5 protein-coding genes are annotated in these 5624 nt (G+C 63.7%); 1 reads left to right on the forward strand and 4 read right to left on the reverse strand.

From position 1 onward, the window contains the following. From chrA to EOC06_RS31420, 3 genes are all read right to left on the reverse strand, one after another. Nucleotides 1–1240 (reverse strand): chromate efflux transporter (gene chrA, locus EOC06_RS31410; protein ID WP_164898832.1); only part of this gene is annotated, 1240 nt, incomplete at its 3' end. Further along, nucleotides 1237–2055: a chromate resistance protein ChrB domain-containing protein gene (locus tag EOC06_RS31415; RefSeq protein ID WP_128309615.1), complete on the reverse strand. Its 819-nt coding sequence runs from the start codon at nt 2053–2055 to the stop codon at nt 1237–1239. The genes chrA and EOC06_RS31415, both read right to left, overlap by 4 nt. 216 nt (nt 2056–2271) lie before the next feature. After that, on the reverse strand, nt 2272–4077 hold the full coding sequence (locus EOC06_RS31420; protein ID WP_023811496.1) for an IlvD/Edd family dehydratase: 1806 nt from the start codon (nt 4075–4077) through the stop codon (nt 2272–2274). Between the two features lie 146 nt (nt 4078–4223). On the opposite strand from EOC06_RS31420, the gene EOC06_RS31425 reads away from it, so the two are divergent. Continuing rightward, nucleotides 4224–4676 (forward strand): carbon monoxide dehydrogenase subunit G, encoded by a 453-nt coding sequence (locus tag EOC06_RS31425; RefSeq protein WP_013528005.1) that lies wholly within the window; start codon nt 4224–4226, stop codon nt 4674–4676. 21 nt (nt 4677–4697) lie between these two features. On the opposite strand, the gene EOC06_RS31430 is transcribed toward EOC06_RS31425, so the two are convergent. Next, nucleotides 4698–5624, reverse strand: a 927-nt coding sequence (locus EOC06_RS31430; RefSeq protein ID WP_164898833.1) for an Mrp/NBP35 family ATP-binding protein, incomplete at its 5' end; no start/stop codon positions are given.

Genomic DNA, 5624 nt, shown 5'->3' on the forward strand with positions numbered 1-5624 from the left:
TGCCAAGCCCCGTCGCGTGCACCTCACGGAAACTGACATGCAAAGCAAACCATAGGGCCAGATTCATGATCACCCCAACAATTGCGGCGGTGATCGCGCCCAGTGCGGCCGACAATGCCTTGTTGCCGCGCAAGGCCTCGATGTAGGGCGCCCCGAGGAATATCCAGAAGAAGCAGGGCGTGAACGTCACCCACAGGGTGAGCAGCGCCCCCAGCGATCCGGCAAGTAACGGGTCGAGCGAGCCGGAATGGCGGAACGCGGCGATGAAGCCGACGAACTGCAGCACCAGGATGAGCGGTCCTGGCGTCGTTTCTGCAAGTCCAAGACCGTCCACCATTTCACCCGGCGCCAGCCAGCCGAAGGACTGGACGGCTGCCTGCGCGACATAGGCGAGCACCGCATAGGCGCCACCGAAGGTGACGACAGCCATCAGGCTGAAGAACCGGCCTATCTCGGTCCAGACGCTTGCGGAGCCGGTGAACCACCAGATCAAAAGAACAGGCCCGAGCCAGATCGGCAGCCAGATGGCGAGGGTGCGCGGCGCGTGCCATTTGGTCGGTTTGACATGGGCCAGTTCGCCACGCTCGAACATCAGGTCGACCGCTCCCTTGGAGTCGGCAACACCGTCCTTGCCATGGGCCGAGCCGGAAAACAGGCCGGGAGCAACGCGGTCCCCCAGCCATCCCGTCAGGCCGGCGAGAAGGACGATGAGTGGAAACGGCACATTCAACGCATAGATGGCAATGAACGCCGCGACCGCGATCGACACCATGACCCGGTTCTTGAGGGCGCGTCGCCCGATCCGGATCACCGCCTCGATGACAATGGCGAGCACCGCCGCCTTCACCCCGAAAAACAGCGCCGCGACGAGCGGCATGTCGCCATAGAGGACGTAAAGGCTGCTCAAGGCGAGCATGACGAGCGCGCCCGGCACGACGAACAGGATGCCGGCAACAAGGCCACCGGCCGTCCTGTGCAGCAGCCAACCGATGTAGATGGCGAGTTGCTGGGCTTCCGGGCCAGGCAGCAGCATGCAGTAATTCAACGCATGCAGGAAACGCCGTTCCCCGATCCAGCGCCGCTCCTCGACCAGTTCCTTGTGCATCAGCGCGATCTGCCCGGCCGGTCCGCCAAAGCTGAGCAATCCGATCCTCGCCCAGACCTTCACCGCCTCGGTGAAGGTCGGTGCAGCCGGAACCGGGATGTTTTCCGCTGTATCCGCCGGGACGAGAGCGCTCATGTCGGTTTCCCCGCAGCCGGCCAGTTGTGCGTTTCTTCGGTGGCGTCGCGACACCAGCGGAAGAACGCGTCGTAGAGCAGCATGCCTGCTTCCAGTTGTTCCAAATCGTCGCGGTACATACGCGACAGACCGAGCGAGGCAGCCAGAAAGCCGGCCGCCTGGGGCACCAGGTCGAGGCTTGCAGTGTCGGCCGCGCGCACGATTGCGGCGAGGCGATCGAGCGCCCCGGATTCCAACCCGAACTCCTCGATCATGGTGTCGAAGGTGCAGCGTTCGCCGCGATGGCTCCAGAACACATTGTCGATGTCGAACGGCACGGCCTGAAAGCGGTCGGCAACAGCCAATACTTCAGCGGGTTCGACAAACAGGAACACGGCGTCGGGGTCGAGGAAACGCCGGATCAGCCATGGGCAAGCGATGCGGTCGACCTTCGGGCGGGATCGCGTCACCCAGACGGTGGCGCCCTTTTCATTGCGTGGCGGCAACTTGGCGGTGCGGACCAGAAGCCCCCCGGCATCGCGCCAGGCCTCAAAGCCGCCTTCAAGGGATTCGGCTGATATCCCCTCATGGCGCAGCCATGCGACGACGCCTTGCGAGAGCTTTTGCCCCTTCTGGCAGACGACGGCCACAGGCTTGCCGGCGAATGCAGCGGCCCAGGTCGAAACGGTTTTGAAATCGCGCCGGCACGAGGCCGGCAACAGGCGCGGATCGGCTTCGAAATCTTCTTCGATGCGAACATCGATGATGACAGGTGCACCCGGCAGACCTATGAGCCGGGACAATTGCGGTACGGTGATAGCGGTTGTTGACGGCATGGCGTCCACCTCCTGAAAAGAGAAGCTTGGACGCGAACGTTGGGCTGACGCCTCACGGGGTCGTCGCGATGCACCCCTTGTCATGATGGTGGATTTGTTGGGCGCGCTTGTCAAGGACGGTGACCGTTCTCGACCCACCCGGCCGGGATGCGACACGCCGACCGGAAAAACCGATGGCGGCCTGATTTGATCAAGCCGCCATCCGTCGATCCAGAATCAATGATTGTCCCGCGGCACGCCGCTGGTGTGCGCGACATCCTGGTATTTCACCGCCGGCTTCAGCACCATTCCCTCCGAGAACTGCGCGACCATGCCGCGCTGGATCTCCTGCCAGGGTGTCTGGTGCTTGGGATAGTGGAAGCCGCCATTGTTCTGCAACTCTGCGCGGCGCCGGGTGATCTCGTCGTCGGTGACGAGGATGTCGGCCGTACCCTTGCGCAAGTCGATGCGGACACGATCGCCCGTCTTGAGCAGCGCCAGTCCGCCGCCAATCGCCGCTTCCGGCGAGGCGTTGAGGATCGAGGGCGAACCCGACGTGCCCGACTGGCGGCCGTCACCGATGCAAGCGAGCGCGTGGATGCCCTTCTTGATGAGATAGGCCGGCGGCTGCATGTTGACGACCTCGGCACCGCCGGGATAGCCGACCGGGCCAGCGCCGCGCATGAACAGGATGGTGTGTTCGTCGATGCCTTGCGCCGGGTCGTCGATGCGGGCGTGGTAATCCTCCGGCCCGTCGAAAACCATGGCGTTACCTTCGAAAGCCTCGGGATCCTTGGGGTTGGAGAGATAGCGTTCGCGGAATTCCGGCGAGATGCCGCTGGTCTTCATGATCGCCGAATCGAACAGATTGCCCCGAAGATTGATGAAGCCGGCATTGGCCTTCAGCGGCTTGGCGACAGAGCGGATGACGTCGGGGTTTTCGTTGGCGACGCCCTCGCTATTCTCACCGATCGACTTGCCGTTGACGGTGCGCGCGCCGGGATGCGGCAACAGCCCGCCCTTCATCAGTTCGGCGATGACCGCCGGCACGCCGCCGGCATGATGGTAGTCCTCGCCGAGATATTCGCCCGTCGGCTGCAAATTGACCAGCAGCGGCACATTGAGGCCGACCGTCTGCCAGTCGTCATTGTCAAGCTTGACCCCGAGGTGGCGGGCGATGGCGTTGAGATGGATAGGCGCGTTGGTCGAGCCGCCAATGGCCGAATTGACGACGATGGCGTTCTCGAAAGCCTCTCTCGTCATGATGTCGGACGGCTTCAGATCCTCATGCACCATCTCGACGATGCGTTTTCCGGTCTCATAGGAAATCTGGCCGCGCTCGCGGTAGGGCGCGGGAATGGCGGCCGAGCCCGGCAACTGCATGCCAAGCGCCTCGGCCAGCGAGTTCATCGTGGTGGCGGTGCCCATGGTGTTGCAATAGCCGGTGGACGGCGCCGACGAGGCGACGATGTCCATGAACTCATCATAATCGATTTCGCCGGCCGACAGGCGCTGGCGTGATTCCCAGACGATGGTGCCTGAGCCGGTGCGCTTGCCCTTGTGCCAGCCATTGAGCATCGGGCCGACCGACAGGGCGATCGCCGGGATGTTGACGGTGGCCGCCGCCATCAGCAGGGCCGGCGTCGTCTTGTCGCAACCGATGGTCAGCACGACGCCATCGAGCGGATAGCCGTAGAGCACTTCGACAAGGCTGAGATAGGCAAGGTTGCGGTCAAGTGCCGCGGTCGGGCGTTTGCCGGTCTCCTGGATCGGATGGCAAGGAAATTCGAAAGGAATGCCGCCCATCGAGACGATGCCTTCGCGCACGCGCTTGGCGAGTTCGATATGGTGACGGTTGCAAGGCGACAGATCCGAGCCGGTCTGGGCGATGCCGATCAGCGGCTTGCCGGACATCAGTTCGGCGCGCGTCAGGCCGTAATTGAGATAGCGCTCGAGATAGAGCGCCGTCATGCCCGGGTTGTCGGGATTGTCGAACCACTCCTGCGAGCGAAATTTTTTCTTATGGGTGGGGGCGCCTGCCATCATGGTCTCCGTATTTGTAAGACAAATCGATATGGCAACGCGCGGGAGCAGGCAAGAGGGCGTGCGGTCGCAACCGGACTTTGGTGCGATAGACACGCGCCGAGCCGTGCGTTACGGGTTCGGGCAGTCTTGTCCGGGAGGTTTTCATGGCTTTGGTGATCGAAGGCGAGGAGCGCATTGCCGCACCGCTGCAAAAAGTGTGGGAAGCGCTGAACGATCCCGAGGTCTTGAAGGCGACCATTCCCGGCTGCCAGAGCCTGGAGATGAAGTCCCCGACCGAGATGGCGGCAACCGTGGTGGTGAAGATCGGACCGATCAAGGCGACGTTCAACGGCGAAGTGACGCTGAAGAACCTGAAGCCGCCGCACTCCTACACCATCCAGGGCGAAGGCAAGGGCGGCATTGCAGGCTTCGCCAAGGGGGGCGCCGACGTGACGCTGACGGCGGATGGACCCGACGCCACGATATTGAACTACGCGGCCAAGGCCGATGTCGGGGGCAAGATCGCACAGCTTGGCAGCCGTCTGATCGAATCGACCTCGAAGAAACTGGCTGGACAGTTTTTTTCCAGCTTTGGCGAGAAGGTCGGCGCGGCCTAGGCTGCAGCACGGCGGCGCCTGCTATTCAAACACAATACTCGGCACGGCAGCAGCAGCCGCACCACGCTCTTCGTTGACCCGGTCCCAGACCTTCGAGGCGATGTCGCGGTAGATTTTCGCTTCGGGGCCATCGGGCTTGGAGACGACAACCGGCGTGCCGGCATCCGAGCTTTCGCGAATGCCCATTTCGAGCGGCACCTCACCGAGGAAGGTGACGCCGAGGCGCTCGGCCTCGCGGCGGGCGCCGCCATGGCCAAAGATGTCGTAGCGCTTGCCGGTGTCCGGGGCGATGAAATAGCTCATGTTCTCGACGATGCCGAGCAACGGGACGTCGACCTTCTTGAACATGTTGAGGCCTTTTCGCGCGTCGATCAGGGCCAGATCCTGTGGCGTCGAGACGATGACAGCACCAGCCAGCGGCACCTGCTGGGCCATGGTCAACTGCGCGTCGCCAGTGCCGGGCGGCATATCGACGACGAGCACGTCGAGACGGCCCCATTCGACCTCGCGCAGCATCTGCGTCAGCGCCGACATCACCATCGGGCCGCGCCAGATCATCGGCGTTTCCTCGTCGACGAGGAAACCCATCGACATTACCTTCAGGCCGTAATTCTCCATCGGTTTCAGGATCTTGCCGTCGACGGTCTGCGGCCGGCCGTGGATGTTGAGCAGCCTGGGCATGGACGGTCCGTAGATGTCGGCATCCAGCACGCCGACGCGCAGGCCGTTGGCGGCGAGGCCGAGCGCGATGTTGACGGCGGTGGTCGACTTGCCGACGCCGCCCTTGCCGGAAGCAACGGCAATGATCGCCTCGATACCGGGCACGCCACGTTTGCCCGAACTGTGCGAGGCGGGCGCGTGCGGAGCCGCACGCGGCGCGGCGGCAGCGGGCGCAGCCGGCGGAACGGGCCTGGGTGCGGGGCGCGACGGAACCGGCGCCTCCATGCC

It is taken from the genome of Mesorhizobium sp. M7A.F.Ca.MR.362.00.0.0, from assembly GCF_004023175.1.
GTDB lineage: Bacteria > Pseudomonadota > Alphaproteobacteria > Rhizobiales > Rhizobiaceae > Mesorhizobium.